This is a genomic window from Micromonospora solifontis (assembly GCF_003725545.1).
Taxonomy (GTDB): Bacteria; Actinomycetota; Actinomycetes; order Mycobacteriales; family Micromonosporaceae; genus Micromonospora; species Micromonospora solifontis.
Window position 1 is genome coordinate 40,555 of the sequence record NZ_RJLN01000028.1, and the last position, 26,885, is coordinate 67,439.

General features: G+C 74.7%; 21 protein-coding genes and 1 pseudogene. 16 read left to right on the forward strand and 6 right to left on the reverse strand.

The genetic code is table 11. The features are described from left to right. The first annotated feature begins 77 nt into the window (after positions 1–77). A complete protein-coding gene (locus EFE23_RS12525) occupies positions 78–1,952 on the forward strand; it encodes an ABC transporter ATP-binding protein (RefSeq protein ID WP_199737040.1) in 1,875 nt (624 codons plus the stop codon). Continuing rightward, the gene (locus EFE23_RS12530) at positions 1,949–3,736 is read left to right on the forward strand and encodes an ABC transporter ATP-binding protein (RefSeq protein WP_373684006.1); all 1,788 of its coding nucleotides are present in this window, start codon (positions 1,949–1,951) and stop codon (positions 3,734–3,736) included. The genes EFE23_RS12525 and EFE23_RS12530 overlap by 4 nt, the downstream gene beginning before the upstream one ends. Before the next feature lie 222 nt (positions 3,737–3,958). Here the strand turns inward: EFE23_RS12530 and EFE23_RS12535 are convergent, their stop codons facing one another. From EFE23_RS12535 to EFE23_RS12545, 3 genes are read right to left on the reverse strand one after another with little or no spacing between them, the layout of a single operon-like run. Further along, entirely contained in the window at positions 3,959–4,558 is a 600-nt protein-coding gene (locus tag EFE23_RS12535) for a TetR/AcrR family transcriptional regulator (RefSeq protein WP_123241083.1), read from the reverse strand. After that, the gene (locus EFE23_RS12540) at positions 4,558–5,313 is read right to left on the reverse strand and encodes an ABC transporter permease (RefSeq protein ID WP_123241084.1); all 756 of its coding nucleotides are present in this window, start codon (positions 5,311–5,313) and stop codon (positions 4,558–4,560) included. Before EFE23_RS12540 ends, EFE23_RS12535 begins: the two co-directional genes overlap by 1 nt. 45 nt (positions 5,314–5,358) lie before the next feature. Then, on the reverse strand, positions 5,359–6,096 hold the full coding sequence (locus EFE23_RS12545) for an ABC transporter ATP-binding protein (RefSeq protein WP_123241085.1): 738 nt from the start codon (positions 6,094–6,096) through the stop codon (positions 5,359–5,361). A gap of 109 nt (positions 6,097–6,205) precedes the next feature. Here EFE23_RS12545 and EFE23_RS12550 point away from each other — a divergent pair, with 109 nt between their 5' ends. The 6 genes and pseudogenes from EFE23_RS12550 (at position 6,206) to EFE23_RS12570 (ending at position 11,160) form a co-directional block, all read left to right on the forward strand. Continuing rightward, entirely contained in the window at positions 6,206–6,598 is a 393-nt protein-coding gene (locus EFE23_RS12550; protein WP_123241086.1) for a MerR family transcriptional regulator, read from the forward strand. Next, on the forward strand, positions 6,595–7,599 hold the full coding sequence (locus EFE23_RS12555; protein ID WP_123241087.1) for an aldo/keto reductase: 1,005 nt from the start codon (positions 6,595–6,597) through the stop codon (positions 7,597–7,599). Before EFE23_RS12550 ends, EFE23_RS12555 begins: the two co-directional genes overlap by 4 nt. A gap of 152 nt (positions 7,600–7,751) precedes the next feature. Continuing rightward, positions 7,752–8,438 (forward strand): annotated as a pseudogene (locus tag EFE23_RS28850) (phosphoribosyl-AMP cyclohydrolase); the annotation flags it as partial. 186 nt (positions 8,439–8,624) lie between these two features. Next, entirely contained in the window at positions 8,625–9,059 is a 435-nt protein-coding gene (gene hisI, locus EFE23_RS28855) for a phosphoribosyl-AMP cyclohydrolase (RefSeq protein WP_373684007.1), read from the forward strand. Beyond that, a complete protein-coding gene (locus EFE23_RS12565; protein WP_123241088.1) occupies positions 9,056–10,609 on the forward strand; it encodes an anthranilate synthase component I in 1,554 nt (517 codons plus the stop codon). The genes hisI and EFE23_RS12565 overlap by 4 nt, the downstream gene beginning before the upstream one ends. Then, on the forward strand, positions 10,606–11,160 hold the full coding sequence (locus EFE23_RS12570; RefSeq protein WP_123241089.1) for a Trp biosynthesis-associated membrane protein: 555 nt from the start codon (positions 10,606–10,608) through the stop codon (positions 11,158–11,160). The genes EFE23_RS12565 and EFE23_RS12570 overlap by 4 nt, the downstream gene beginning before the upstream one ends. Here the strand turns inward: EFE23_RS12570 and EFE23_RS12575 are convergent. Then, on the reverse strand, positions 11,153–11,440 hold the full coding sequence (locus EFE23_RS12575) for a hypothetical protein (protein WP_123241104.1): 288 nt from the start codon (positions 11,438–11,440) through the stop codon (positions 11,153–11,155). The two genes, EFE23_RS12570 and EFE23_RS12575, sit on opposite strands and share 8 nt — an antisense overlap. A gap of 444 nt (positions 11,441–11,884) precedes the next feature. Between EFE23_RS12575 and trpC the strand changes: the two genes are divergently transcribed. Genes trpC through trpA form a run of 3 tightly spaced genes read left to right on the forward strand, consistent with a single transcriptional unit; the run spans position 11,885 to position 14,769 of the window. Then, positions 11,885–12,688, forward strand: coding sequence for an indole-3-glycerol phosphate synthase TrpC (gene trpC, locus EFE23_RS12580; RefSeq protein ID WP_199737043.1), 804 nt, complete (start codon positions 11,885–11,887; stop codon positions 12,686–12,688). Positions 12,689–12,725: 37 nt separating this feature from the next. Further along, the gene (gene trpB, locus EFE23_RS12585) at positions 12,726–13,961 is read left to right on the forward strand and encodes a tryptophan synthase subunit beta (RefSeq protein ID WP_123241091.1); all 1,236 of its coding nucleotides are present in this window, start codon (positions 12,726–12,728) and stop codon (positions 13,959–13,961) included. A 4-nt stretch (positions 13,962–13,965) separates the two neighbouring features. Beyond that, positions 13,966–14,769 carry a tryptophan synthase subunit alpha gene (gene trpA, locus EFE23_RS12590; RefSeq protein ID WP_123241092.1) on the forward strand — a complete coding sequence of 268 codons (804 nt, stop codon included), beginning with the start codon at positions 13,966–13,968 and terminating at the stop codon, positions 14,767–14,769. A 352-nt stretch (positions 14,770–15,121) separates the two neighbouring features. Here trpA and EFE23_RS12595 read toward each other — a convergent pair whose 3' ends face one another. After that, complete coding sequence (locus EFE23_RS12595) at positions 15,122–15,757, reverse strand: NUDIX hydrolase (RefSeq protein WP_123241093.1); 636 nt, start codon at positions 15,755–15,757, stop codon at positions 15,122–15,124. A 103-nt stretch (positions 15,758–15,860) separates the two neighbouring features. Here EFE23_RS12595 and lgt point away from each other — a divergent pair, with 103 nt between their 5' ends. Together lgt and EFE23_RS12605 are read left to right on the forward strand one after the other, a co-directional pair. Beyond that, positions 15,861–17,006 carry a prolipoprotein diacylglyceryl transferase gene (lgt, locus tag EFE23_RS12600; protein WP_123241094.1) on the forward strand — a complete coding sequence of 382 codons (1,146 nt, stop codon included), beginning with the start codon at positions 15,861–15,863 and terminating at the stop codon, positions 17,004–17,006. Positions 17,007–17,017: 11 nt separating this feature from the next. Next, the gene (locus tag EFE23_RS12605; RefSeq protein ID WP_123241095.1) at positions 17,018–18,205 is read left to right on the forward strand and encodes an FAD-dependent oxidoreductase; all 1,188 of its coding nucleotides are present in this window, start codon (positions 17,018–17,020) and stop codon (positions 18,203–18,205) included. A 7-nt stretch (positions 18,206–18,212) separates the two neighbouring features. Here the strand turns inward: EFE23_RS12605 and EFE23_RS12610 are convergent, their stop codons facing one another. Continuing rightward, complete coding sequence (locus EFE23_RS12610; RefSeq protein ID WP_123241096.1) at positions 18,213–19,055, reverse strand: GNAT family N-acetyltransferase; 843 nt, start codon at positions 19,053–19,055, stop codon at positions 18,213–18,215. Positions 19,056–19,202: 147 nt separating this feature from the next. On the opposite strand from EFE23_RS12610, the gene gltB reads away from it, so the two are divergent. The 3 genes from gltB to EFE23_RS12625 all read left to right on the forward strand — a co-directional run. Next, a complete protein-coding gene (gene gltB / locus EFE23_RS12615) occupies positions 19,203–23,876 on the forward strand; it encodes a glutamate synthase large subunit (protein WP_123241097.1) in 4,674 nt (1,557 codons plus the stop codon). Further along, positions 23,869–25,377 carry a glutamate synthase subunit beta gene (locus EFE23_RS12620; protein WP_123241098.1) on the forward strand — a complete coding sequence of 503 codons (1,509 nt, stop codon included), beginning with the start codon at positions 23,869–23,871 and terminating at the stop codon, positions 25,375–25,377. The genes gltB and EFE23_RS12620 overlap by 8 nt, the downstream gene beginning before the upstream one ends. 235 nt (positions 25,378–25,612) lie before the next feature. Further along, a partial coding sequence (locus tag EFE23_RS12625; protein ID WP_123241099.1) for an MFS transporter occupies positions 25,613–26,885 on the forward strand: 1,273 nt, incomplete at its 3' end.

A 26,885-nucleotide genomic window follows, 5' to 3' on the forward strand; every position in this document is an offset into this window, starting at 1 on the left:
TCCCGGGCGGGTCGGCAGAGCTGGCGCCGAGCGGTAAGGATGAGGGAGAAAAATGCGGCTTACGGCGGGGGAGTGCGTTGGCGAGCGGGACAAGTCGGGACGTCCTCGGCAGGGGGCTGCGGGTGCTCGGCCGGGCCATCCGGGAACAGCCGAGGATCTTCGCGGTCGCGGTGACCGGCAGCGTGCTCTTCGGCCTCATGGTGATCGCCAGCGCGTTCGTCGTCGGCCGGGTGGTCGGCAAGGTGGTGGTCCCCGCCGTCGCCCGCGGCTCGGTGGCCACCGGCACGCTCGCGCTCGCCGCCGCCGCGCTGTTCGGGATCAGCGTGCTGCGGGTGGTCGGCATCTTCGGCCGCCGGCTCGGCGCCGGCTACATGCAGTACCGGCTCCAGGCCGCCTACCGCCGCCGGGTCACCCGCCGCTACCTCGACCTGCCGCTGGCCTGGCACCACCGCAACGCCACCGGCACCCTGCTCTCCAACGCCAACTCCGACGTGGAGGCCGCCTGGTACCCGATCGCCCCGCTGCCCTTCGCGGTCGGCACGGTGGTGATGCTGGTCGGCGCGGTGGTCTCGCTCTTCCTCACCGACTGGGCGCTCGCCCTGGTCGGCCTGGCGGTCTTCCCGGCGCTGTTCGCGCTCAACGTGGTCTACTCCCGGCGGATGGCCCCCCGCCAGGCCCGCGCGCAGCGGCTGCGGGCCGAGGTCAGCGGCATCGCCCACGAGAGCTTCGACGGTGCGCTGGTGGTCAAGACGATGGGCCGCGAGGCGCAGGAGACCGCCCGCTTCGCCGCCCGCGCCGGCGAGCTGCGCGACGCGCTGATCTCCGTCGGCAAGCTGCGCGGCGTCTTCGACCCGATGCTGGAGACCCTGCCCAGCCTGGGCACCCTGGCCGTGCTGGTGGTCGGCGCGCTCCGGCTGCGCCAGGGCGCGATCGACGTGACCGAGCTGGTCAGCGTCGCCTTCCTCTTCACCGTGCTGGCCTTCCCGGTGCGCGCGATCGGCTGGGTGCTCGCCGAGCTGCCGCGCAGCGTAGCCGGCTGGGACCGGGTGCGCCGGGTCCTCGACGCCACCGGCGAGATGCCGTACGGGAACACCACCCTCGACCCGGCCACCCCGACGCCGGCCACCCTCGCCTTCCACGACGTCCACTTCGGGTACGAGCCGGCCGAGGCGCACCTGCCCGGCACGGAGGTGCTCGGCGAGGTGACCTTCACGGTGCCCGCCGGGAAGACGGTCGCCCTGGTCGGGCCGACCGGCGCCGGCAAGTCCACCATCGCCTCCCTGGCCGTACGCCTGGTCGACCCGCACTCCGGCGCGGTCACCGTGGACGGCGTCGACGTCCGGGAGCTGGCCGCCGCCTCGCTCGCCTCGACCGTGGCACTGGTCGCCCAGGTGCCGTTCGTCTTCGACGACACCGTCCGGGCCAACATCGCCCTGGACCGGCCCGGCATCGGCGACGAGGAGGTCTGGGCGGCGCTGCGGCTGGCCGAGGCGGACGGCTTCGTCGCCGCCCTCCCCGACGGGCTGGACACCGTGGTCGGCGAGCGGGGCACCTCGCTCTCCGGCGGGCAGCGGCAGCGGCTCACCCTGGCCCGGGCGCTCGCCGGCCGGCCCCGGCTGCTGGTGCTCGACGACGCCACCAGCGCCGTCGACCCGCGCGTCGAGGCGGCCATCCTGGCCGGGCTGCGCGCCCCGGATGACGGGGTGGCGCCCGCGTCGATCCTGGTGGTCGCGTACCGGCGGGCCACCATCGCGCTCGCCGACGAGGTCATCTACGTCGAGCACGGCCGGGTGGTGGCCCGCGGCACCCACCCCGAGCTGCTCGCCACCGTGCCCGGCTACGCCGACCTGGTGACCGCGTACGAACAGGCCGAGCAGGAGCGCGAGCAGACCCGCACGTACGACGAGGTCACCCCGCTGACCTCCGGCCTGGAAGTCGAGGTTGACCGGTGAGCGCGAGTGTGGAGGCCGCCCCGCCGGCCGAGGCGACCGAGTCGACCTGGCGGACACTGCGCCGCGGGCTGGCGCTCTCGCCGGAGCTGAGGACCGGGCTGGCCGGCACGGTGGCGCTGGCGCTGGTCTACATGGTCGGCCGGGTCGCCGTGCCGGTGGCCGTGCAGCGCGGCATCGACCACGGCATCGTCGGCGGCCTCGACCTGGACGTGGTCTCGCTGACCGTGGTGGTCACCGCCGCCGTGCTGGTGGTCACCACCACCTGCGGCTACCTGATGATGCGCCGGCTCTTCACGGTCAGCGAGACGGCCCTCGCCGGGGTACGCACCCGGGCGTTCCGGCACGTGCACGACCTGTCGATGCTGCACCAGCAGTCCGAGCGGCGCGGCTCGCTGGTCTCCCGGGTCACCAGCGACGTCGACCAGATCACCCAGTTCCTCCAGTGGGGCGGCGTGATCCTCATCGTCAACCTGGGCCAGCTCGTGGTCACCACCGCGGTGATGCTCGCGTACTCGTGGCAGCTCACCCTGGTGGTGCTCGTCGCGTTCGCCCCGGCGGTGCTGGTCATCCGGCTGCTCCAGCGCCGGCTGGCCGGCGCGTACGGGCTGGTCCGGCAGCGGATGGGCACCCTGCTCGGCACCATCGGCGAGAGCGTGGTGGGCGCGCCGGTGATCCGGGCGTACGGGATCGCCGGGCGGACCGCCCGGCGGCTGGACGCGGCGATCGAGGGGCAGCGGCAGGCCCAGCAGAAGGCCATCCGGATCAGCATCATGGGCAGCTCGGTCGGGGAGTTGGCCGCCGGCCTGGCCCTGGCCGGCGTGGTCGTGGTCGGGGTCAACCTCGGCGTGGACCGCACCCTGTCCATCGGCCAGCTCACCGCGTTCCTGTTCCTGGTGACGCTGTTCATCCAGCCGGTGCAGATCGCCACCGAGGTGCTCAACGAGGCGCAGAACGCGATCGCCGGCTGGCGGCGGGTGCTGGACGTGCTGGATGTCGCGCCGGACGTGGCCGACCCGGGGGAGCAGGGGCGGGAGCTGCCGCCCGGTCCGCTGGACATCCGGTTCGCCGGGGTGACCTTCGCCTACCCGGGCGGGCCGCCGGTGCTGCACGGCGTGACCCTGGACATCCCGGCGAAGAGCCGGGTGGCGGTGGTCGGTGAGACGGGCAGCGGCAAGACCACCTTCGCCAAGCTGCTCACCCGGCTGATGGACCCCACCGAGGGCGAGGTGCTGCTCTCCGGCGTGTCCCTGCGGCAGGTGCGGTTCGACTCGCTGCGCTCCCGCGTGGTGATGGTGCCGCAGGACGGCTTCCTCTTCGACACCACGGTGGGGGAGAACGTCCGCTTCGCCCGACCGGAGCTGACCGACGCGCAGCTCACCGCCGCCTTCGTCGAGCTGGGCCTGGCCGACTGGCTGGACGGGCTGCCGGCCGGGCTGGACACCCCGGTCGGGGAGCGCGGCGAGGCGCTCAGCGTGGGCGAGCGGCAGCTCGTGGCGCTGGCCCGGGCGTACGTCGCCGACCCCGACCTGCTGGTGCTCGACGAGGCGACCAGCGCCGTCGACCCGGCCACCGAGGTACGCCTGCAGCGCACCCTGGACGCGGTGACCCGGGGCCGGACCACCCTCGCCATCGCCCACCGGCTCTCCACCGCCCAGGCGGCCGACGAGGTGATCGTGGTGGACCGGGGCCGGATCGTCCAGCGCGGCCCGCACGACGAGCTGCTCCGCGACCCGGACTCCGTCTACGCCCTGCTGTACGCCTCCTGGCTCGAGCAGACCCGCTGACGCACCCCGCCGCTCCCGGCCCGCCCCGGCGCCGCGGGCGGCGGGTGCCAGCGGATTCCCGCCGGCCCGTCGCCGACACGGGCGGGAGTTGTCTGCTGTCCGCCTTTGGAGTTGACGTCAGAAACGACTCACGCCGGGCGCGGGCAGCCGACGCGGCCCCGCGAGTCGTTGGTGAGGTCAGCTCGACGGGCGGCACGGTGGGACCGCCCGCCGCCAGGGACCTCAGCCCGCGTCGAGCGGGCCGGTGAGGTAGCGCTGGATGGTGGGGCCGATCGTGGCGGCCAGGGTGTCCGGGGAAGCGGTGGCGACCGGTTCGAGGCGGATCACGTACCGCATCATGGCCAGGCCGGCGATCTGGGTGGCCACCAGCGCGCCCCGCAGCGGCACCTCGGCCGGGTCGAGGTCGAGCTGGTCGACGACCCGGCGCAGGACCTGGGTGACCAGGAACTCGCGCAGCAGGCGCGCGGTCCACTGGTTGCTCACCGCCGAGCGGAGCAGGGCCACCGCGGCGGTGCCGACCGGGGAGTCCCACACCGCCAGGAAGGTGCGGACCAGCCGCTCGCCGACCTCGTCCCGGCCCCCGGCCAGCACCCCCGGCACCAGCTCGGCCGGGTCGACGGGGATCGACACGGTGGCCCGGAACAGCTCCTCCTTGGTGCCGAAGTAGTGGTGCACCAGCGCCGGATCCACCCCGGCGGCGGCGGCGATCGCCCGGATCGAGGCGGCGTCGAAGCCGCGCTCGGCGAACGTCGCCCGCGCCGCCGCGAGGATGGCTTCGCGGGTGTCCGGGTTGCCGGGCCGCCGGCCGGTGCGCCGCGCCATCACCCGCTGCGCCGGCGCAGCGTCGCCGCGGCGAGCACCAGCGCCGCCACCGCCGCCCCGCCGACGATCGCCACGTCCCGCCACATCGTCCCGGTCGGGTCGGCGTGCGCGCCGACCTCCTGCAGCGCCTCGACGGCGTACGACAGGGGCAGCACGTCGCTGATCGCCTGGAGCCAGCCGGCCATCTCGCCCCGCGGCACGAACAGCCCGCAGAGCAGCAGCTGCGGCAGCACCACCACCGGCATGAACTGCACGGCCTGGAACTCGGTCCGGGCGAACGCCGAGCAGAACAGGCCGAGCGCCACCGCCAGCACCGCGTTCACCCCGGCGATCATGACGACCAGCCAGAGGCTGCCGGCGGTGTCCAACCCGAACACCCGGTACGCCACCAGCGACGCGATCGTGGACTGGAGCACGCCGGCCAGGCCGAACGCGATGCCGTAGCCGAAGAGCAGGTCGAGTTTGCCCAGCGGGGTGGTGAGCAGCCGTTCCAGCGTGCCGGTGGTGCGCTCGCGCAGCATGGCGATGCTGGTCACCAGGAACATGATGATGAACGGGAAGAAGCCCAGCATGATCAGGGCCACCTGGTCGAAGACGCTGGGCCGTCCCGGCGGCGTGGGCTGGTCGACGTACATGAAGTAGACCAGGGTGAGCAGCACGGTCGGGACCACGACGAGCAGCGCCACGGTCCGCTTGTCGTGCCGCAGCTGACGCAGGATCCGCCCGGTGGTGGCGGCCAGGATGCGGGGGTTCACGCTGGTCTCTCCTTCGTTCGCGACTGCGGGGCTCGCAACCCCGGCTCACTCCTCGCGCTCACCGGCGCCCTCCTGCTCGCTCGCCCGGATCAGCCGGAGGAAGGCCTCCTCCAGGTCGTCGACGCCGGTGGTGGCGCGGACCGCGTCCGGGGTGTCGTCGGCGACCAGCCGGCCGTCCCGGATCAGCAGCAGCCGGTCGCAGCGCGCCGCCTCGTCCATCACGTGGCTGGACACCAGCAAGGTGGTGCCGGTGGCGGCCATCGCGTGGAACCGGGCCCACAGGTCGGCGCGGAGCACCGGGTCCTGACCGACGGTGGGTTCGTCGAGGATGACCAGCTCGGGCTCGCCGACCAGGGCGCAGGCCAGCGAGGCGCGGCTGCGCTGCCCGCCGGAGAGGGTGCCGACGAGCTGGTCGGCGGCCTTCGCCAGGCCGACGTCGGACACCGCGCGGTCCGCGTCGGCCCGACCCCGGCCCTGCAGCACGGCGAAGTAGCGCGCGTTCTCCCGGACCGTCAGGTCGGCGTACACGCTGGGCGCCTGGGTGAGGTAGCCGACCCGGTGGCGCAGCTCGGCGGCGCCGGCCGGCCGGCCGAGCACCGTGACCGTGCCCGAGGAGACCGTCTGCACCCCGACGATGGCCCGCATCAGCGTGGTCTTGCCGCTGCCGCTGGGCCCGAGCAGCCCGGTGACCGCGCCGCGCGGCACCACGCAGGAAATGCCCTGGAGCACCCGCTGCCGGCCCCGGTCGACCACCAGGTCACGGACCGACACCGCGTCGTCCATGCCCCACCTCCCGGAAAACTCATCAACTGTTGAACTCAACGGTAGTTGAGTTACCGCCCCGCGGGCAATGGTTGACTTCGAGTGCGCTCGAACTGGAAGCCTGGGGGACGTGGACATCAGCACGCGGGAGATGAGCCTCACCGTCGGTGAGGCGGCGGAACGGGTCGGCCTGACCACCTACACGCTGCGCTGGTACGAGCAGGAGGGTCTGGTCGCCCCGGTCGGGCGGGACTCCTCGGGTCGCCGGCGCTACACCGAGTCCGACGTCAACTGGCTGTTCCTGCTCACCCGGCTGCGCCGTACCGGCATGCCGGTACGGGACATGCGCCGCTACGCCGAACTGGCCCGCCAGGGCGACCGGACGCTCGGCGCGCGACGGGCGCTCTTCGAGGCGCACCGCGCCCGGGTGCTGGCCCGGATGGCCGAGCTGGAGGAGGACCTCAAGGTGCTCGACTACAAGATCGACGCGTACCGCAGGGCGGAGGAGGAGGAGCTTCGATGATCAAGCGACGCGTGGGCGCGACCGGCCCGGCGGTCTCGGCGATCGGCCTGGGCTGCATGGGCATGAGCTTCGCGTACGGCGGCGCCGACGACGCCGAGTCGACGCGGACCCTGCACCGGGCCCTCGACCTCGGGGTCGACCACCTCGACACCGCCGACATGTACGGCTTCGGCGCGAACGAACGGCTGCTCGCCCCCGTGGTGCGGGCGCGGCGGGACGAGGTCTTCCTCGCCACGAAGTTCGGCAACCGCACCCGCGGCGACAGCTTCGGCGGCACCGGCAGCCCGGGCGCGTACGTGGACAGCAGCGCGGCCTGGGCCCGCGAGGCCTGCGACGCCTCGCTGGGCCGGCTCGGGGTGGAGACGATCGACCTGTACTACCTGCACCGGCGCGACCCGGCCACCCCGATCGAGGAGACCGTCGGCGCGATGGCCGACCTGGTCCGGGCCGGCAAGGTGCGGCTGCTCGGCCTCTCCGAGGTCAGCCCGCGGACCCTGCGCGCGGCCCACGCCGTGCACCCGATCTCGGCGGTGCAGATGGAGTACTCGCTGTTCAGCCGGGACGTCGAGGGGGAGATGCTGGCCACCTGCCGGGAGCTGGGGGTGTCCCTGGTGGCGTACTCGCCGATCGGGCGGGGACTGCTCACCGGCGCGATCACCAGCCGGGAACAGCTCGCCGACGACGACTGGCGGCGCACCGTGCCGCGCTTCGCCGAGGGCAACCTCGACGCCAACCTCAAGCTGGTCGAGGCGGTCCGCGAGGTGGCCGCCGAGATCGGCTGCACCCCGGCCCAGGCGGCGCTGGCCTGGGTGCTGGACCAGGGGGAGGACGTGCTGGTCATCCCCGGCACGAAGCGGGTCCGCTACCTGGCGGAGAACGTGGCCGCCGGCGAGGTCCGGCTGACCCCCGAGCAGCAGCGCCGGCTGCGCGAGGCGGTGCCGGCGGGGGCGGTCGCCGGGGAAAGGTATACCGAGGCAGGAATGCGAACCGTCGGGCACTAGGCGGACACCGGGTCCGGCAACGGTCATTGCCACACTCATGGGACGTCCGGCACGATGACGCAGTGGATCACGCTCCGCTGCCGGAGGACGCCTTCCTGGAGGAGTGGGCCGCCCGCCTGCGGCAGGCCGCCGACCGGCCCGTCGTCGGCATCATGCTCCGGGGCAGTCACGCCCGACGGGCCGCCACCGAGCACAGCGACGTCGACGTCGACGTGCTGCTCGCGACCGAGGAGCAGCATCCGGCCGCCGGATCGGGCGGGCCCGCCGCGTCGCCGCCCGGCCCGGCGGGTCCTCCCGACGCCGGCCGCGAGCGGGTGGCCGGCGGCCCGTACGCGACCCGGCGGGCCTACCTCGCGGAGTTCGCCGGCCGGCTGGTGCACGTCTCCGTGGCCGCCCGGGACATCCGGTCCTGGGTGCGCCGGCTCGGGCAGCCGGCGGACTGGGCGTTCGGGCTGCCGGTCACCGCGCCGGCCCGGTTGATCTGGGCGGTGCCCGAGTGGCGGCGCCGGATCGACCTGCCGGTGCTCTGCCAGCCCGCCGACGAACCCCGGCTGGAGGAGCTGATCGCCACCCTCGGCAAGGTCGCCGGCGCCCGATGGGCCCGCGACACCGTGGGCGTCCGGCTGGCCGCCGCCGACCTGGCCCGGCTCTGCCCGTCGGTGCTGCGGCTGGCCAACCCGTCGGTCCGGGTGGCCTCCCGGCGGGCCGCGCTGGCCGCCGCGCTGGAGCTGCCGGTCGCCCCACCCGGATACCGCGACGACATGCTGCTCTGCCTCGGGCTGCGGCCCGGCGTCACCGCCGAGGTGGCGGCCGCCGCCGGCCGGCTGGTCGGCGGGACCGTCCCGCTGATCCGGCCGTACGCCGAGGAGATCGCCGCGGTGGCCGGCGCGGACCTGGCGGACGCGCTGCTGGACGGCCGGTTGGGTCGCTACCTGGCGCAGTTGACCCGGGCGCTGGAGGCCCCCGGGCCCGTCTCCCGGGACGCGGCGGCGGTGCCGGTGCCCCGTGCGGGAGAATGGGCAACCGTGCCCGCCTCTGACGCGCCGGTGACCGGCGCCTCCGCCAGCCCCGGCGGCGCCGTGGCCTCCGGCCCGGCCCGCCCCTCCCGCCTCGACCCCGAGATCGCCGCCCGGCTGCGCCGTACCCCCGACGGCCTGGTCGCCGCGGTCGTCCGCCAGCACGACTCGGGCGAGGTGCTGATGGTCGCCTGGATGGACGACGAGGCGCTGCACCGCACGCTGACCACGGGCCGGGCCACCTACTGGTCGCGCAGCCGCCAGGAATACTGGGTCAAGGGCGCCACCTCGGGCCACCACCAGTACGTCCGCTCGGTGGCCCTGGACTGCGACGGGGACGCGCTGCTGGTCAGCGTCGACCAGGTCGGCGCCGCCTGCCACACCGGGCACCACACCTGCTTCTTCACCGAGCTGCCGGTCAGCTCCCCGGAGGCCACCTCATGACGGACGGCACGGTCAGCCCGGACCAGGACACCTTCGCCGACCTGGCGGCCCGCTGGCGGGTCGTGCCGGTCACCCGCCGGTTGCTCGCCGACGCGGAGACCCCGGTCGGGGTCTACCGCAAGCTCGCCGGCGGCCCCGGCACCTTCCTGCTGGAGTCGGCCGAGCAGGGCGTCGGCTCGGCCGGGATGGCCTGGTCCCGCTACTCGTTCATCGGCGTCCGCAGCGCCGCCACGCTCACCGAGCGGGACGGCACGGCGGTCTGGGCCGGCGCGCCGCCGGCCGGGGTACCGGCCACCGGCGATCCGGTGGCGGTGCTGCGGGAGACCGTCGCCGCCCTGGCCGGCCCGGCCTGGGACCCGGCCAGCGGGATGCCGCCGCTGACCGGGGGCATGGTCGGCTACCTGGGCTACGACCTGGTCCGCCGCTTCGAGCGGCTGCCGGAGCTGACCGAGGACGAGCTGAACGTGCCCGAGCTGGGCATGATGCTCGCCACCGACCTGGTGGTGCTCGACCACTACGACGGCTCGGCGATCCTGGTCGCCAACGCGGTCCTGCCCCCGCTCGACGCGCCCGACCGGGCGGAGCTGGTCGCGGCGGCGTACCACCACGCGGTGGGGCGGCTGGACGCGATGACCACCGCGCTGTCCCGACCGATTCCGCCCATGATCTCCACGGTCGCCCGGCCCGGCGTCGGCGAGGTCGTCAGCCGGACCGAGGAGGGCGGCTATCCGAAGGCGGTGGAGGCGGCCAAGGAGGCGATCCGGGCCGGCGAGTGCTTCCAGATCGTGCTCAGCCAGCGCTTCGAGCGGGCCACCCACGCCGATCCGCTCGACGTCTACCGGGTGCTGCGCACCACCAACCCCAGCCCGTACATGTACCTGCTGCGGTTCGACGGGTTCGACATCGTAGGCTCCTCGCCGGAGGCGCACCTCAAGGTGAGCGCCGGCGCGGACGGGCAGCGGCGGGCGCTGCTGCACCCGATCGCCGGCACCCGGCCGCGCGGCGGCTCCCCGGAGGCCGACGCCCGGCTCGCCGCCGAGCTGCTCGCCGACCCCAAGGAGCGCGCCGAGCACGTCATGCTGGTCGACCTGGGCCGCAACGACCTGGGGCGGGTCTGCCGTCCGGGCACGGTCGAGGTGCCGGAGTTCGCCACCATCGAGCGGTACAGCCACGTCATGCACATCGTCTCCACCGTGGTCGGGGAGCTGCGCGAGGACCGCACCGCCTTCGACGCGCTGGCCGCGACCTTCCCCGCCGGCACCCTCTCCGGGGCGCCCAAGGTGCGGGCCATGGAGATCATCGAGGAACTGGAGCCGGTCCGGCGCGGCCTCTACGGCGGCACCGTCGGCTACTTCGGCTTCGGCGGTGACCTGGACATGGCCATCGCCATCCGGACCGCGCTGATCCGCGACGGCCGGGCCTACGTCCAGGCCGGGGCCGGTGTCGTGGCCGATTCCGATCCCGCCGCCGAGGACCAGGAGACCCGGAACAAGGCCGCCGCGGTGCTCGCCGCCATCGCCGCCGCCGAGACCCTGCGGCCGGCCCGATGACCGGGTCACCGCCCGCACGGGGGCGGCGCGAGCTGACGTACGCGTTGCTGCTCTGCCTGGCCGGCGCGGGCCTGGCCCTCTGGGCGGTCACCCGAACCTGGTCGGTCGAACTGACCGCCCGGGGATCGCTGCCCCCGACGCGGCATTCCCGCACCGGCGCGGACCTGCTCCCGTGGGTCTCCGCGCTGGCGCTGGTCGGGCTGGCCGGCGGCGGTGCGGTGCTGGCCACCCGGGGCCGGGTCCGGCGGCTGCTCGGCGGCCTGCTCACCCTGGTCGGCCTGGCCGTGGCGGCCGGCGGCGGCTACGGCCTGACCGAGGCGGGGGTGAGCCGGCAGTGGCCGGCGCTGGTGCTGGCCGGCGGCCTGCTCGCGGCGGCCGGCGGGGCGTTCACCGGGTGGCGTGGCGGCGGCTGGCCGGCGATGGGGGCCCGGTACGACCGGCCGGCGGCCCGCTCGGCGGAGCCGGCCGGCCCGGCCCGGCCCGCGGTGGAGCGGGGCACCCGGGACGCCTGGGAGGCGCTGGACCGGGGCGAGGACCCGACGGTCAGCTGACCGGCTGGGTGTCCCGCGTGTCGCGCCGCTCGCGGACGGCGGCCCCGGCCGCCGCGCGGGCGGCGGCCAGCTCGGCCACCAGGCGGTCCAGTTCGCGGCGCTGCGCGGCTCGGGCCCGGTCGGCGCAGACCGCCTCCCAGGCGTTGCCCTGGGCGGTCCGCAGCCGGCCGTCGCCGGCCATGGCGCGTTCGAGGGTCTCCACCACGCCGACGGCGAGCGACGCGACCGTCCGGGAGATGGTGGTGAGTCCGATGGTCTGGTGCGGCCCGTTGGTGCTCATGGTCACCCCGTACGAGATCGTTGGCGACGGTTGGCAGGCGCCTCGTCGAGTCTGCCCGAGGAGAATGCTTCCCGACTCGCGTTTCGCCGCCGTGACGTACGGGTCAACTGTGCGGCAGCGGACCCGACCTGGGCAGGGCCGTTCGTCCTTGAGCTTGGTCACAGCATCGAGAGCCATCGCGGTCCTGCGCGGCCGGGGCGGCCGTGATGAGATAGGGCATGCGCGGCGATCGATGGGAGCGGTGGCGCTGCGTGACACCGCGTTCACCAGAAGTCCGCCATGATGCCACAGCCCATTTCGTGAGGAGCGCCATACCCCCGGGACTTGTCGCCAGGTGGCGCCACCTAGCATCGGCCCATGACACCCGGAGAGGGGAGTCCGTTGGTGACTGCTGAGCATGCGCACGCGGAGGGGGACGACGCCGGATCGGCGGCGTCCGCAAGCGTGCTCGACGAGATCCTGGCCGGCGTCCGCGAGGACGTGGCACGGCGACAGGAGCAGGTTCCGCTGGAGCGGATCCGGGAGCTGGCCGCCGCCGCGCCGCCGCCGATGGACGCGTACGCGGCCCTGCGCCGGCCCGGCGTGGCCGTGATCGCCGAGGTCAAGCGCTCCTCGCCGTCCAAGGGGCGGCTGGCCGAGATCGCCGACCCGGCCGACCTGGCCGGTGAGTACGCCGCCGGGGGCGCCCGGGCGATCAGCGTGCTCACCGAGGGGCGCTGGTTCGGCGGGTCGCTGGACGACCTGGCCGCCGTCCGGGCCGCGGTGCGGATCCCGGTGCTGCGCAAGGACTTCGTGGTCTCCAGCTACCAGGTGCACGAGGCGCGGGCGCACGGCGCCGACCTGGTGCTGCTGATCGTCGCCGCGCTGGAGCAGAACGCCCTGATGGGGCTGCTGGAGCGGATCGAGTCGCTCGGGATGACCGCGCTGGTCGAGGTGCACACCGAGGAGGAGGCCGACCGGGCCCTGGCGGCCGGCGCGCAGGTGATCGGGGTCAACGCCCGTGACCTGCGTACCCTGGAGGTCGACCGCTCGGTGTTCGAGCGGATCGCGCCCGGCCTGCCGAGCAGCGTCGTCAAGATCGCCGAGTCCGGGGTGCGCGGCCCGCACGACCTGATCCGGTACGCCTCGGCCGGCGCCGACGCGGTGCTGGTGGGCGAGGGCCTGGTCACCCAGAAGAGCCCCCGCGAGGCGGTCGCCGAACTGGTCAACGCCGGCAACCACCCGGCCACGCCCCGCCCGGTGCGCTGACGGCCGGGTCCCGACACCTCTGGAGAGGACACCCGCGATGAGCGCAGACGCCGCGGCCCCCGCCGGTCGGCTCCCCGACGCCGCCGGGCACTTCGGCCGGTTCGGCGGCCGGTTCGTCCCCGAGGCGCTGGTCGCCGCGCTGGACGAGCTGGACGTGGCCTACCGCAAGGCGATGACCGACGAGGACTTCCTCGCCGAGTTCGACGCCCTGCTGCGCGACTACGCCGGCACCCCGTCGCTGCTCTACGAGGCCCGGCGGTTCTCCGCCCGGGCCGGCGCGCGGATCCTGCTCAAGCGGGAGGACCTGAACCACACCGGCGCGCACAAGGTGCGCAACGTGCTGGGCCAGGCCCTGCTCACCAAGCGGATGGGCAAGCGGCGGGTGATCGCCGAGACCGGGGCGGGCCAGCACGGCGTCGCCACCGCCACCGCGGCCGCCCTGTTCGACCTCGAGTGCGTGGTCTACATGGGCGAGGTGGACACCGAGCGGCAGGCGCTCAACGTGGCCCGGATGCGGATGCTCGGCGCCACCGTGGTCCCGGTCACCACCGGCTCGCGGACCCTCAAGGACGCGATGAACGAGGCCATGCGGGACTGGGTGGCCAACGTCGACACCACCCACTACCTGATCGGCACCGCCGCCGGCCCGCACCCGTTCCCCGAGCTGGTCCGGGACTTCGTCCGGGGCATCGGCGAGGAGGCCCGCCGGCAGTGCCTCGACCTGACCGGCGCCCTGCCGGACGCGGTCGCGGCCTGCGTGGGCGGCGGCTCGAACGCCCTCGGCATCTTCCACGCCTTCGTCCCCGACACCGGGGTGCGGCTGTACGGCTTCGAGGCCGGCGGCGAGGGTGTGGAGACCGGCCGGCACGCGGCCAGCATCACCGGCGGCCGGGCGGGCGTGCTGCACGGCACGCGGACGTACGTGCTGCAGGACGAAGACGGCCAGACGATCGAGTCGCACTCGATCTCGGCCGGCCTGGACTACCCGGGCGTCGGGCCGGAGCACGCCTGGCTGCACGACAGCGGCCGGGCGACGTACCTGCCGGTCGACGACGACGAGGCGATGGCCGCGTTCGAGCTGCTCTGCCGCACCGAGGGGATCATCCCGGCGATCGAGAGCGCGCACGCCCTCGCCGGGGCGCTGAAGATCGCCCCGCGGCTCGCCGCCGAGCTGGGCCGGGAACCGGTCATCGTGGTCAACCTCTCCGGCCGGGGCGACAAGGACGTGCACACCGCCGGCGGATACTTCGGCATCCTCGACAAGGAGCAGTGAGATCGTGAGCCGGATCGGGGTCGCCTTCGACAAGGCCCGCGCCGACGGGCGGGCCGTGCTGGTCGGCTGCATGCCGGCCGGGTTCCCCACCGTCGAGGGCAGCATCGCCGCCATGAAGGCGATGGTCGACGAGGGCGTGGACGTCATCGAGGTGGAGATCCCGTACTCCGATCCGGTGATGGACGGCCCGGTCATTCAGAAGGCCAGCGACATCGCCCTGGCCGGCGGCGTACGGACCGCCGACACGCTGCGGGTCATCGAGGCGGTCGCGGCGACCGGCGCCCAGGTGGTCACCATGACCTACTGGAACCCGATCGAGCAGTACGGCGTGGACGCCTTCGCCCGCGACCTGGCCGCCGCCGGCGGCACCGGCCTGATCACCCCGGACCTGATCCCCGACGAGGCCGACGAGTGGCTGGCCGCCTCCGAGGCGTACGGCCTGGACCGGACGTTCCTGGTCTCCCCGTCGTCGACGGACGCGCGGTTGCGGATGACCGTCGAGCACTGCCGCGGCTTCGTCTACGCCACCGCGATCATGGGCGTCACCGGGGCCCGGGCGCAGACCTCCGCGGCGGCCCCGGTCCTGGTCTCCCGCGTGCGTGAGGTCACCGACCTGCCGGTCGGCGTCGGCCTCGGCGTGGGCACCGGCGCCCAGGCCGGCACCGTCGCCGGCTACGCCGACGGCGTCATCGTCGGCAGCGCGCTGGTCCGCTGCGTGCTGGACGCCCCGGACCAGGCCGCCGGCCTGGCCGCTCTGCGCGCGCTGAGCGCCGAACTCGCCGAGGGCGTCCGCAACCCGGCCCGCTGACCTGCCCCGGCCGCTGTCCCGCCCCGGCCGTTGTCCCGCCCCGGCCGCTGTCCCGCCCGGCTGCGTGTGCCGGCGGATGTCCGTCGAGGCGCCGTCCCGGCACCCACCTTGCTGCTGAGCGCCTGTCGAGCTGAGTCGTCTGCGACATCAGCCCGGGTGGCCCCGGCGACCGTCCGCCTGTCACCCGCGCCGGACAACGGCACGGCCGGCGTGAGTCGTTCACGACATCAGCTCCACAGGCGCTCTCCGGTCATCCTCCCGTCCCGTGGACGGCTGTTTCGGGCCGGGCGTCGCGGCGCGGGCGATGCGTCGGGGCGATGTTCGACAACGGGCCCGCACCGCCCGACCCGGGTCACCGCCGGCTGATGCCCCGCTCAGCGGCCCGCTCGCCAGCGGCCTGCTCGCCACCGGCGCGCTCGCCAGCGGCCCGCTGGCCGGGCGGCGTGCCGGTGCCCAGCGCCTCCGTCCCACCGGCCGGTTCCGTCCCGCCGACCGGTTCCGCCCCGGCCATCGGCGCTGTTCCGGCGGCCGGTAGCCGCGCCGCCGCCGCGCGCAGCACGCCGGACCGGCCGGCGAGGGCGTCGGCGAGGGCGGCCCGGGTGGTCGGGGTCTGCGCCGCCGGCAGCGCGTCCGGTGGATGCCAGTCGAGGTGGCAGCCGACCGCGGGGCCGGTGACCGGGGCGTCGGCGCGGACCCGGGCGCGGAAGACGTGGACCAGCACGTCCGGCAGCACGCCGCAGCGGCCGGCCGGGGGCGGGGGCGCGTCGGGCACGCCGAGCCGGTAGAGCCCGACCAGGTCGAGCAGGTCCACCTCCCAGCCGGTCTCCGCGCGGATCTCGCGGACGGCCGCCTCCGCCGGGCTCTCGTCGTGGCGCAGCCGCCCGCCCGGCAGCGCCCACCGCCGGCCCGCCCCGGCCTGCCGGCAGAGCAGCACCCGGCCGGCCTGGTCGACGACGACCGCGGCGACCGCCCAGCGCAACGCCCTCATGGACAAAGAGCGTACGACGGTGCAAACCGAGTGTCATTCCGGCGGCGATCCCGACCGGACCGGGGTGCCGCCGGCACGGTCCGCACAGGTACCGTGTGCACCCGTGACCCTCGCCCCGATGACCCCACTGGCGACCCTGCCCAGCCCCAGCACCGCCGTCTGGCAGCTCGGACCGGTTCCGATCCGGGCGTACGCGCTCTGCATCATCGTCGGCATCGTGCTGGCCAGCGTGGTGACCGAGCACCGGCTCCGGCAGCGCGGCGTCGCCCCCGGCGCGGTGCTCGACATCGCGGTCTGGGCGGTGCCGGCCGGCATCGTCGGCGCGCGGATCTACCACGTGATCACCTCGCCGGAGAAGTACTTCGGCGCGCACGGCGACTGGACCAAGGTGTTCTACATCTGGGAGGGCGGCCTGGGCATCTGGGGCGCCGTCGCCGGCGGCGCGCTCGGCGCCTGGGTCGCGGCCCGGCAACTCGGCATCCCGCTCACCGCGGTGGCCGACGCGCTGGCCCCCGGCCTGCCGCTGGCCCAGGCGGTCGGCCGCCTCGGCAACTGGTTCAACAACGAGCTGTACGGCGGCCGCACCGACCTGCCGTGGGGCCTGCAGGTGCACGTGATGGACCCGGACAACCCCGGGCACGCGCTGCGCGACGACGCCGGCAACCCCGTCCTGCAGCCCGGGCTCTACCACCCGACCTTCCTCTACGAGCTGCTGTGGAACGTCGGCGTCGCCGTTCTGGTCTACGTCGTCGACCGCCGGCTGCGCCTGGGCCGCGGGCGCGCCTTCGCGCTCTACGTGATGGGCTACACCGCGGGCCGGTTCTGGATCGAGCTGATGCGCACCGACGAGGCCAACCACATCCTCGGCCTGCGCCTCAACGTGTGGACCGCGCTGCTGGTCTTCCTCGGCGCGCTGGTCTACTTCGTGCGGGTCCGCGGGCCCCGGGAATACCTGGTTCCGGTCGGGACGCCGGCCGCCCCGGTCCCGCCCGCCGGCGGTGACCTCTCGCAGGTCGACCTCGCCGCCGGGGAGGCCGGCCCGCAGGCGGTCGCCCCGGAGGGCTACCGGGTGGTGACTGAGGAGCAGTTCCGCGCGTACCGGGAGACCGGGTTGGTCCCCGACGAGGAGCCGGCGCCCACCGAGGGCGCCGAAGCTCCGACGGACGCGGCCGGCACGCCGACCGAGGCGGACTCCGAGGCGGGTGCGGCCGACGGCGACCGTGCGCCGGCCGCCGACCGGGACAGCTGAGCGGGGGAGCCATGCGTACCGCGGTGGTGGTCGGCGCCGGACTCGGCGGGCTGGCGGTGGCCGGGGTGCTGGCCCGCTCCGGCTGGCGGGTCACCCTCCTGGAACGGGCCGACCGGGTCCGTCCGGACCCGACCGCCGTCGTGCTCTGGCCCAACGGGGTACGCGCGCTGCGCGCCCTGGGGCTCGGCGCCGGGCTGGACGCCATCGCCACGCCGCTGACCGACGGCGGGGTACGCCGCCCGGACGGGCACTGGCTGGTGCAGCCCCGCCCGGCCCCGGCCGACCGGATGCCGGTCGTGGTGCACCGGGAGGACCTGCACGACGCGCTCATCGCCGGGCTGGGCGACCAGGTCGAGTTGCGTACCGGGGTGACCGTGCGGACCGCGCGGGCGGCCCCCGGGGAGCGCCCGACGGTCGGCGACGGCCGGCGCACCGTCGAGGCGGACCTGGTGGTCGCCGCCGACGGCATCGACAGCGAGATCCGGCGGCAGCTCGCCCCCGAGGCTCAGGTGGTCAGCTCCGGATGTGCCGCCTGGCGGGCGGTGATCCCCTGGTACCGGGTGCCCCGGCTCGCCGCCGAGCAGCAGGTGGGCGGCGAGATCCTCGGCGCCGGCTACCGCTTCGTGGCCGCCTCGCTGGGGGAGCGGGGCGCGGCCGGCGGGTCCAGCCGGGGCGGTGTCTACTGGGTGGCCACCGCGGCCGGTGCGCCCCGCCCGGAGCCGCCGGAGACCCAGCTGGCCCTGCTCAAGCGCTGGTACGCGGACTGGCCCGCACCGATCGCCGAGCTGCTCGACGCCACCGATCCGACGGCCCTGGTGCAGCAGGAGATCCGCGAGCTGCGACCACTGCCCCGCTCGTACGGCTTCCCGGCCGGCCCCGGCGGGGTGGTGCTGCTCGGCGACGCCGCGCATGCCATGCCGCCGCACCTCGGCCAGGGGGCGTGCCTCGCCTTCGAGGACGCGGCCACCCTGGCCGCGCTGCTCCGCGAGTCCCGGCTCCCCGACGCGGTGGCCGCGTACGACCGGCTGCGCCGGCCCCGCGCGGCGACGATGGTGCGGCAGACCCGCCGGATGTCCGCGGTGCTGCAGACCCGGGGCCGGCTCGCGCTGCGCGCCCGGGACGCCGCCCTCGGCACGATCAGCCCCCGGCTGCGCAGCACCGCGGCGGCGGCCGCCGCCTCCTGGCAGCCGCCGTCCTGACCCGAGGTCAGATCACGGCGGCGGGCTCGGCGATGCAGGCCGTGCCCACCCGGCGGAAGCCGACCCGCAGGTAGACCCGGGCGATCTCCTCGCTGCCGGCGGACAGGAAGATCAGGTCGGTGCCGGCGGCGCGCAGTTCGTGGGCGAGGGTGGCGGTCACCGCCGCGCCCAGGCCCCGGTGCCGGGCCGCCGGCAGGGTGGCCACCCCGGCGATCTCCGCGACGTCGTCGACCCGCATCGCCATCCCGCTGGCCAGCGCCCCGTCCGCGGGCGTGCCGGCGAGCACCGAGATGCGCCGGCCGTCGGCGATCCGGGCGGCCTCCTCCTCCAGCGCCACCACGTCCAGCCGGGCGACCGCCGCGTCCCGCTCGGCCGGACCGGCCTCGCCCCGCGCCGTGCCGCCGTGGGAGAAACCGACCGAGGCGACGGCCCGGCGGACCGCCACGTCGGCCGCGAAGCCGGGATCCGCCGGGTCGAGGACCCGCACCGGTGCGTCGCTGAGCGTCGCCGGGTCGGGCAGCCGCTCCGGGTCCAGCACCATCAGCGGCGCCTCGAGCACGGACAGCCCCGCCGAGCGCGCCACGGCGAGCAGGTCCGGGGCGATCTCGTGCACCCACTCGAACGTCTCCGGCAGGCCCAGCTCCCGTTGCCGGGTCCGGACCGCGGTCACGTCGGCCAGCGAGGCCGGCTCGGTGGCGTCCGGAAGGGGGCGGGCGTAGAACGGCCAACCGGCACCGTCCCGGACGAAGAGCACCAGCGAGCCGTATTCCTCCGCACGGGCCGCATCCCTGGGCACCGCGTCGTAGAACCGTTCCAACCGGTCGAGCACGTCAGCGCGTACGACATCCACCGCGCGAGACTACACGTCCCAGATTCTGGAAGTGTGATCAATCTGAACTGGCCTTGCGCCCGACGCCCTAACGTAGACTCAATAAAACCCACGTAGGGCCGACGTCGTCCCGACCATGATCCAACCTGAGTGACGACAGGAGGCCCGGTGGCCTTTCCGTACCCTCTCAGCCCGCAACCGGCCCCCCAGGCGACGGGGCTGTACGACCCCGCGCACGAGCACGACGCGTGCGGGGTGGCCTTCGTGGCCGACCTGCACGGGCGCCGATCGCACGAGGTCGTGGCCAACGGCCTCGGTGCGCTCTGCCGGTTGGATCACCGCGGCGCCCGGGGCGCGGAGCACAACACCGGCGACGGCGCCGGCATCATGATCCAGGTCCCGGACGGGTTCCTCCGGGAGGTCGTCGACTTCCCGCTGCCGCCCGCCGGCCAGTACGCCACCGGCCTGGTCTTCCTGCCCGACGACGACGCGGCCGAGGCCCGCGCCCGCCGGGTGGTGGACAAGTACGCGCTGGTCGAGGGCGCGGACGTGCTCGGCTGGCGGGAGGTCGCCACCGACCCGACCGGCCTCGGCGAGACCGCCCTCGCGGCGATGCCCCGGGTCCGGCAGCTCTTCCTCGCCGCGCACCGGCTCACCGACTCGCCCGCCGGCCCGGCCGGCACCCCGCTGACCGGGCTCGACCTGGACCGGGTGGCGTTCTGCCTGCGCAAGCAGGTCGAGCGGGAGACGGCCGAGCGGGGCGTGCCGGCATACTTCCCGTCGCTGTCCGGCCGGACCATGGTGTGGAAGGGCATGCTCACCCCGGACCAGCTCCCGGCGTTCTACCCGGAGCTGACCGACGACCGGGTGGTCAGCGCGATCGCCCTGGTGCACTCCCGCTTCTCCACCAACACCTTCCCGTCGTGGCCGCTGGCCCACCCGTACCGCTTCATCGCCCACAACGGCGAGATCAACACGATCCGCGGCAACCGGAACTGGATGCAGGCCCGGGAGGCGCTGCTGCGCAGCCCGAACCTGCCCGGCAACATCCGCCGGGTCTTCCCGGTCTGCACCCCGGCCGCCTCCGACTCGGCCAACTTCGACGAGGTCCTCGAACTGCTGCACCTGGCCGGGCGGAGCCTGCCGCACGCGGTGCTCATGATGATCCCCGAGGCCTGGGAGAACGACCCCGACATGCGCGCCGACAAGCGCGCCTTCTACCGCTTCCACGCCAGCCTGATGGAGCCCTGGGACGGGCCCGCCTCGGTGGCCTTCACCGACGGCGAGATTGTCGGCGCCGTGCTCGACCGCAACGGGCTGCGCCCCGGCCGCTGGTGGCGTACCGCCGACGGCCTGGTGGTGCTGGGCAGCGAGGCGGGCGTGCTCGACCTCGACCCGGCCACCGTGGTGGCCAAGGGCCGCCTGCAGCCCGGAAAGATGTTCCTGGTCGACACGGTCAACGGCCGGATCGTCTCCGACGACGAGATCAAGACCGAGCTGGCCGCCGCCCGGCCGTACGAGGAGTGGCTGCACGCCGGGCTGATCGAGCTGGACGAGCTGCCGCCGCGCGAGCACATCGTCTACACCCACGACTCGGTCCGCCGCCGGCAGCAGACCTTCGGCTACACCGAGGAGGAACTGAAGATCCTGCTCGCCCCGATGGCCCGCAGCGGCGCGGAGCCGATCGGCTCGATGGGCACTGACACCCCGATCGCTCCGCTGTCCACCCGGCCGCGGCTGCTCTACGACTACTTCCACCAGCTGTTTGCCCAGGTCACCAACCCGCCGCTGGACGCCATCCGGGAGGAGTTGGTGACCAGCCTGGCGTCCACCATCGGGCCGGAGGGCAACCTGCTCGACCCGGGCCCGGCGAGCTGCCGGCAGATCGTGCTGCCCTACCCGGTGATCGACAACGACGAGCTGGCCAAGATCCTCTCCATCGACGAGGACGGCGACCTGCCCGGCTTCAAGGCGGTCCGGGTCTCCGGGCTCTACCGGGTCCGCGACGGCGGCGCCGGGATCAAGGCCCGGCTCACCGAGATCTGCCGGCACGTCTCCGAGGCGATCGAGGACGGCGTGCGGATCCTGGTGCTCTCCGACCGGGACTCCAACGCCGACCTGGCCCCGATCCCGTCGCTGCTGCTCACTGCCGCGGTGCACCAGCACCTGGTCCGCGAGCAGACGCGGACCCAGGTGGCGCTGATCGTGGAGTCCGGCGACTGCCGCGAGGTGCACCACGCGGCCGTGCTGATCGGGTACGGCGCGGCGGCGGTCAACCCGTACCTGGCCTTCGAGTCGGTGGAGGACATGATCTCCACGGGCGCACTGGTGGGCGTCGACCGGGAGAAGGCGGTCCGCAACTACGTGAAGGCGCTCGGCAAGGGCGTCCTGAAGATCATGTCCAAGATGGGCATCTCGACGGTCTCCTCGTACTGCGGGGCGCAGGTCTTCGAGGCGGTCGGCCTGGACACCCGCCTGGTCGAGCGGTATTTCCGGGGCACCCCGAGCACCATCGGCGGGATCGGCCTGGCCGAGATCCACGCCGAGGTCGCCGCCCGGCACGCCCTGGCCTGGCCCGCCCCGGGCGCGCAGGCCACCGACCGGCTGGAGGTCGGCGGCGAGTACCAGTGGCGCCGCGAGGGTGAGCTGCACCTGTTCAACCCGGAGACGGTCTTCCTGCTCCAGCACGCCACCCGCAGCCGCCAGTACGACGTCTTCCGGCAGTACACCGCCAAGGTCGACGAGCTGGCCGCCCGGGCGGGCTCGCTGCGCGGCCTGTTCACCCTGCGCACCGGCGTACGCCCACCGGTGCCGCTGGACGAGGTGGAGCCGGCGACCGAGATCGTCAAGCGGTTCGCCACCGGCGCCATGTCGTACGGGTCGATCTCGGCGGAGGCGCACGAGACCCTGGCCATCGCGATGAACCGGCTCGGCGGCAAGTCCAACACCGGCGAGGGCGGCGAGGACGTCGAGCGGCTGCACGACCCGGCGCGCCGCTCGGCGGTCAAGCAGATCGCCAGCGGCCGGTTCGGGGTGACCAGCGAATACCTGGTCAACGCCGACGACCTGCAGATCAAGATGGCCCAGGGCGCCAAGCCCGGCGAGGGCGGCCAGCTGCCCGGCAACAAGGTCTGGCCGTGGATCGCCCGTACCCGGCACGCCACCCCGGGCGTGGGCCTGATCTCCCCGCCGCCGCACCACGACATCTACTCGATCGAGGACCTGGCCCAGCTCGTCCACGACCTGAAATGCGTCAACCCGGCGGCCCGGGTGCACGTCAAGCTGGTCAGCGAGGTCGGCGTGGGCACCGTGGCGGCGGGCGTCGCCAAGCTGAAGGCCGACGTCATCCTGATCTCCGGCCACGACGGCGGCACCGGCGCGTCGCCGCTCAACTCGCTCAAGCACGCCGGCACCCCGTGGGAGCTGGGCCTGGCCGAGGCGCAGCAGACGCTGCTGCTCAACAAGCTCCGCGACCGGGTCACCGTGCAGGTCGACGGCCAGCTCAAGACCGGCCGGGACGTGCTGATCGCGGCGCTGCTCGGCGCGGAGGAGTTCGGCTTCGCCACCGCCCCGCTGATCGTCGAGGGCTGCGTGATGATGCGGGTCTGTCACCTGGACACCTGTCCGGTCGGCATCGCCACCCAGAACCCGGTGCTGCGCGAGCGCTTCACCGGCAAGCCGGAGTTCGTGGAGAACTTCTTCCTCTTCCTCGCCGAGGAGGTCCGGGGTTACCTCGCCGAGCTGGGCTTCCGCAGCATCGAGGAGGCGATCGGGCACACCGAGCTGCTCGACGTCACCGGCGCGATCGACCACTGGAAGGGCCACGGGCTCGACCTCGGCCGGGTGCTGCACCTGCCGGAGCTGCCCGAGGGCGCGGCGCGGCGCGGGATCCGGGCGCAGGACCACGGCCTGGAGCTCGCCCTGGACAACCAGCTCATCAGGATGGCCGAGCCGGCGCTGCGCGACGGCGACCCGGTGCGGATCGAGCTGACCGTCCGCAACGAGCACCGCAGCGTCGGCGCCATGCTCGGCGGCGAGGTCACCCGCCGGTTCGGTGGGGCCGGCCTGCCCGCCGACACCATCGAGATCCTCCTGCACGGCACCGCCGGCCAGTCCTTCGGCGCGTTCCTGCCGCGCGGGGTCACCCTGCGCCTGGTGGGCGACGCCAACGACTACGTCGGCAAGGGCCTCTCCGGTGGCCGGATCGTCGTCCGCCCGGACGAGGCCGCGCCGTTCGTCGGCGACGCGGCCGGGCCGGGGGACCGGGCCGAGGACCAGATCATCGCCGGCAACACCATCCTGTACGGCGCGACCGGCGGCGAGGTCTTCCTGCGCGGCCGGGTCGGCGAGCGGTTCGCGGTGCGCAACTCCGGGGCGGTGGCCGTCGTCGAGGGCGTCGGCGACCACGGCTGCGAGTACATGACCGGCGGCACGGTGGTGGTGCTGGGCCCGACCGGGCGCAACTTCGCCGCCGGCATGTCCGGGGGCACCGCCTTCGTGCACAACCTGGACCGCCGGCTGGTCAACGCCGAGCTGGTCGACCTGTCGCCGCTGCGCGACGAGGAGCGGGACCGGCTGCACGAGCTGGTGCAGCGGCACTTCGCCGAGACCGACTCGGCGGTCGCCGAGGAGCTGCTCAAGCGCTGGCCGGAGGCGGTGGAGGAGTTCACCGCGGTGGTTCCCCGGGACTACCGGCGGGTGCTGGAGATCATGCGGGCCGCCGAAGCCGCCGGCCGCGACGTCGACGACGCGGTGATGAAGGAACTGGCGGCGCCGGCCCAGCCCGCGCTGCCGGTGCCGCCCGCCCCGCGGGCGGTCGCCCAGGAGGTGGCTCGTGCCTGACCCGAACGGTTTCCTGCGCTACGACCGGCGGCTCCCGGCCCGCCGGCCGGTGCCGGTGCGGATCATGGACTGGCGGGAGGTGTACCCGCCGGCCGGCGAGGAGCTGATCCGCGAGCAGGCCACCCGGTGCATGGACTGCGGCATCCCCTTCTGCCACGAGGGCTGCCCGCTGGGCAACCGCATCCCGGACTGGAACGACCTGGTCCGTACCGGCGGCTGGGACGCCGCGGTGGAGTCGCTGCATGCCACCAACAACTTCCCCGAGTTCACCGGCCGGCTCTGCCCGGCGCCCTGCGAGGCGGCCTGCGTGCTCGGCCTCGGCGGCCAGCAGCCGGTCACCATCAAGCAGGTCGAGGTGGAGATCGCCAACGCGGCGGTGGCCCGCGGCGGGCTGCGGCCCCGCCCGGCCCCGGCGCCGACCGGGAAGTCGGTCGCCGTGGTCGGCTCCGGCCCCGCCGGGCTGGCCGCCGCGCAGCAGCTCGCCCGCGCCGGGCACAGCGTCACCGTGTACGAGCGGGACGACGCGCTCGGCGGCCTGCTCCGGTACGGCATCCCGGACTTCAAGCTGGAGAAGCACCACATCGACCGGCGGGTGGCCCAGCTCGCGGCCGAGGGGGTGCAGTTCCGCACCGGGGTGAACGTCGGCGTCGACGTGACCGCCGAGCAGTTGCGCGGCGAGCACGACGCGGTGCTGCTGGCCTGCGGCGCGCTGCAGGGCCGGGACACCCCGGAGACCCCGGGCCGGGCGCTGCGCGGCGTACACCAGGCGATGGAGCATCTGGTGGCCGCGAACCGGGTGGTGGCGGCGGCGGGTGAGGGGCGGCCGGCCCTCGCGGTGCTCCCGGACGGCACCCCGATCGACGCGGCCGGTAAGCACGTGGTGATCATCGGCGGTGGCGACACGGCGGCCGACTGCCTCGGCGTCGCCCACCGGCAGGGCGCCGTCGGCGTGCACCAGCTCGACCTCTACCCGGAGCCGCCGGCCGACCGGGACGCCGCCCGCGACCCGTGGCCCACCTGGCCGTGGATCCTGCGCAACTACCCGGCGCACGAGGAGGGCGGCGAGCGGGTCTTCGCCGTGGCCGTGCAGGAGTTCGTCGACGACGGCACCGGCCAGGTCCGGGCGGTGCGGATCGCCGAGGTGACCGTGGAGAAGCGGGACGGCCGGCGGATCGTCACCGTGCTGCCCGGCTCTGAGCGGGAACTCCCGGCCGACCTGGTGCTGCTGGCCATCGGCTTCGAGGGCACCGAGGAGCAGCCGCTGCTGGCCCAGTTCGGGGTGAGCCGCAACGCGCGGGGCGCGGTCGACGCCCGCCCGGACTGGCAGACCGGGGCCGACGGGGTCTTCGTCGCCGGTGACATGCACAAGGGCGCCTCGCTGATCGTCTGGGCGATCGCCGAGGGACGGGCCGCCGCCGCGGCCATCCACTCCTACCTCGGCGGGGTGGGGACGCTGCCCGCGCCGGTCGACCCGGCCCGGCAGCCCCTCGCCGCCCGCTGACGAACGGCGGCGACGGCCCGGACCCCCGCTCGGGGTCCGGGCCGTCTCCTTTCCGTCGAGCTGCTCGTGCCGGTGTGCGGTCCGGTTCGTGCCCACCCGCTCCCGACGCCCGACCCTGCCGGTGAACCCCCTCACCAACTGTCGTCAGGAGGTTTGACCGCCGCCAGACTTGTGCGCTGGCCGGACCCGCGCGGGTCCGGCTTCGTCGTGTCACCTTCTGGACGGGGAAATCCTCATGGCCCTCGGCGCCACGTTCGCCGCGCTGCGCCACCGCAACTACCGGATCTGGGCCGGTGCCGGCTTCGTGTCGGTCATCGGGACCTGGATGCAGGTTCTCGGCGTCAACTGGTACGTCATGTCGGCCACCGGGTCGGCGACCTCCATGGGGCTCACCGTCCTGCTCCAGGCGCTGCCCACCCTGGTGCTCTCTGTCTGGGGTGGCGCGCTGGCCGACCGGCTGCCGGCCAAGCCGCTGCTGATCGTCGCCCAGGCGGCCCACGCGGTCCTCGCGGCCGGGCTGGCCGTGGTCGCCGTCACCGGCGCCGGCGGGCTGCCGGCGATCTACGCGATCTCGCTGGTCACCGGCGCGGTGTCGGCGATCGAGGGGCCGGTGATGGGCCGCTGGTCCTCGACGCTGGTGGACCGGGAGAGCCTCGGCAACGCCCTCGCGCTCGGCTCGCTCACCAACTCCGCCGGCCGGATCCTCGGCATGAGCCTGGGCGCCGTCGTGGTGGCCGCCGTCGGGCCGGCCCTGCTCTTCGCGACCAACGCCGCCAGCTTCGTCGCGGTCGTCGTCGCCCTGTTCGCCGTACGCGAGGGGGAGCGGCACACCGCTGAGTCGTCGCAGGCCGACCCGGCCCCGGCGGGCGGCGGCATCCGGGCCGGTTTCCGCTACCTGCTGCGCCAGCCGGTGGTGCTGGTCGCCCTGGCGTTGTCGTTCGTGCTGGGCAGCCTGGGCCGCAACTACCAGGTGACCATGGCGGCGATGAGCGAGGGGCCGCTGCGCGGTGGCGCCGCCGGCTACGGCGTCCTGTCCACCGTCTTCGCCGTCGGCACGGTGGTCGGCGCGCTGGTCGCCGCCCGCCGCCGGGAGCTGGGCTACGGCGTTCTGGTCGGGGCCGGCCTGCTGGCCAGCGCCCTGCAGATCGTCGCCGGCCTGGCTCCGGGCACGGTGAGCTTCGGCGTGGTGATCCTGCCCGTCGCGGCCGCTGCGGTGGTCATCGACACCACGGTCGGCACCCGGGCGCAGCTCGACACCGACTACGTCATGCGGGGCCGGGTGCTGGCCGCTGTCGCGGTCACCGGCTCGATCTCCGCCGCCGTCGGCGCGCCGCTGCTCGGCTGGCTCTCCGAGCACGCCGGCCCCCGGCAGACCCTGGTGCTGGCCGGCGCGATCACCCTGGTGGCGACCGCCGTGGCCGGGGTGACCCTGGACCGGCTGCGCGAGCGCCGGCTGCCGCGCCGGCTCACCCGGGTGCTGGCCGGGCCCGCCGTGCTGCCGGTACGCC

Excerpts from the sequence above, each read along its gene's own strand:
- EFE23_RS12535 (WP_123241083.1), bottom strand. The coding sequence starts at position 4,558 with ATGGCGCGGCGCACCGGCCGGCGGCCCGGCAACCCGGACACCCGCGAA.
- EFE23_RS12545 (WP_123241085.1), bottom strand. The coding sequence starts at position 6,096 with ATGGACGACGCGGTGTCGGTCCGTGACCTGGTGGTCGACCGGGGCCGG.
- EFE23_RS12555 (WP_123241087.1), top strand. The coding sequence starts at position 6,595 with ATGATCAAGCGACGCGTGGGCGCGACCGGCCCGGCGGTCTCGGCGATC.
- EFE23_RS12565 (WP_123241088.1), top strand. The coding sequence starts at position 9,056 with ATGACGGACGGCACGGTCAGCCCGGACCAGGACACCTTCGCCGACCTG.
- EFE23_RS12570 (WP_123241089.1), top strand. The coding sequence starts at position 10,606 with ATGACCGGGTCACCGCCCGCACGGGGGCGGCGCGAGCTGACGTACGCG.
- EFE23_RS12575 (WP_123241104.1), bottom strand. The coding sequence starts at position 11,440 with ATGAGCACCAACGGGCCGCACCAGACCATCGGACTCACCACCATCTCC.
- trpB (WP_123241091.1), top strand. The coding sequence starts at position 12,726 with ATGAGCGCAGACGCCGCGGCCCCCGCCGGTCGGCTCCCCGACGCCGCC.
- EFE23_RS12595 (WP_123241093.1), bottom strand. The coding sequence starts at position 15,757 with ATGAGGGCGTTGCGCTGGGCGGTCGCCGCGGTCGTCGTCGACCAGGCC.
- EFE23_RS12605 (WP_123241095.1), top strand. The coding sequence starts at position 17,018 with ATGCGTACCGCGGTGGTGGTCGGCGCCGGACTCGGCGGGCTGGCGGTG.